The sequence below is a fragment of the Bacillus sp. 05T31 genome, assembly GCF_056396725.1.
The window spans coordinates 1-1172 of the sequence record NZ_JBFTMA010000989.1; the positions used below are offsets into that span (position 1 = coordinate 1).

2 protein-coding genes are annotated in these 1172 nt (G+C 35.7%); one reads left to right on the forward strand and one right to left on the reverse strand.

Annotation, left to right across the window (positions count from 1 at the left end; all coding sequences use genetic code 11):
- Positions 1–118 precede the first annotated feature (118 nt).
- On the forward strand, positions 119–778 hold the full coding sequence (locus AC1DJR_RS30590; RefSeq protein WP_477004321.1) for an oxidoreductase: 660 nt from the start codon (positions 119–121) through the stop codon (positions 776–778).
- Positions 779–807: 29 nt separating this feature from the next.
- On the opposite strand, the gene AC1DJR_RS30595 is transcribed toward AC1DJR_RS30590, so the two are convergent.
- The coding region (locus AC1DJR_RS30595; RefSeq protein ID WP_477004322.1) for an oxidoreductase at positions 808–1172 on the reverse strand (365 nt) is incomplete at its 5' end.

Here is a 1172-nt window from a genome sequence, read left to right on the forward strand (position 1 = left end):
AAGTAAAGCACTATGCATACGCATAGCGCTTTACTTATGATAAAATGGGAGAACGGAAACTCCTGTTAGCGACAATTAGCTATAGGAGAGAATAGTAAATAAAGAGGTATACACATATATGAATAAGCKAACAGCGTTAGTACTTGGCGCAAGTGGGTTAGTTGGACAAGAAATAACGCGACTATTACTTGACTCAGATTACTACGATTCGGTTACTATTTTTGTAAGGGAACCATTACAATTACAGCATGAGAAATTGCAACAGAAACAGGTGGATTTTTCAGTATTAGAGGAATATAAAGAATTTTTTGCAGTAGATGATGTTTTTAGTTGCTTAGGAACAACGATAAAAAAAGCGAAATCGAAGTCGAATTTTAAAAAAGTAGATTATGAATATACATTGCGAGCTGCCTGCTTAGCTGAAAAACAAGGCGTACAAAATTTTCTTGTTATTTCATCAATGGGAGCAAAACCTAAATCATTTTTCTTTTACTCGCAAGTGAAGGGGAAAATGGAAGAGGAGCTGAAAAAGCTAGTTATTGGTGGCATACACATTTTCAGGCCGTCATTATTAGTTGGAAATCGACAAGAATATCGCTTGGGGGAAAGAATGGCTGAGAAATTATCTCGTATTCTTCCGTTTATATTTAAAGGGGCTTTTAAAAAGTATAAACCAATTTCAGCTAAAGATGTGGCGAAAGGAATGTATATAACAGCGCTGCGTGAAGAATCTGGTATTCATATTTATAGTTCAAACGATATTATAGAAATAAAATAAGTAAAACCGAGAAGAATAATTTCTCGGTTTTATTTATTAGTTTTAATTTTCCCGGGTGCTCGTCGGTACTGATATGGTTCTTTTAATTCAAAGCCAAGTTCATTGGCAGCTATTCTTGGGAAGTATGGATTACGAAGTAACTCGCGTCCGATAAAAATTAAATCTGCTTCGTTATTATTTAAAATTTGCTCTGCTTGTGATCCGGTTGTAATTAATCCTACCGCACCAGTCGCGATGTTAACATGCTCCTTAATATGTTTAGCATATTGTACTTGGTAACCAGGATACACATCAATATGTGCGGGTACAACAGCACCAGAACTACAATCGATTAAATCTACCCCTTGTTCTTTCATCCATCCTGTATACTGCACATAATCTTGAACCGTTAACC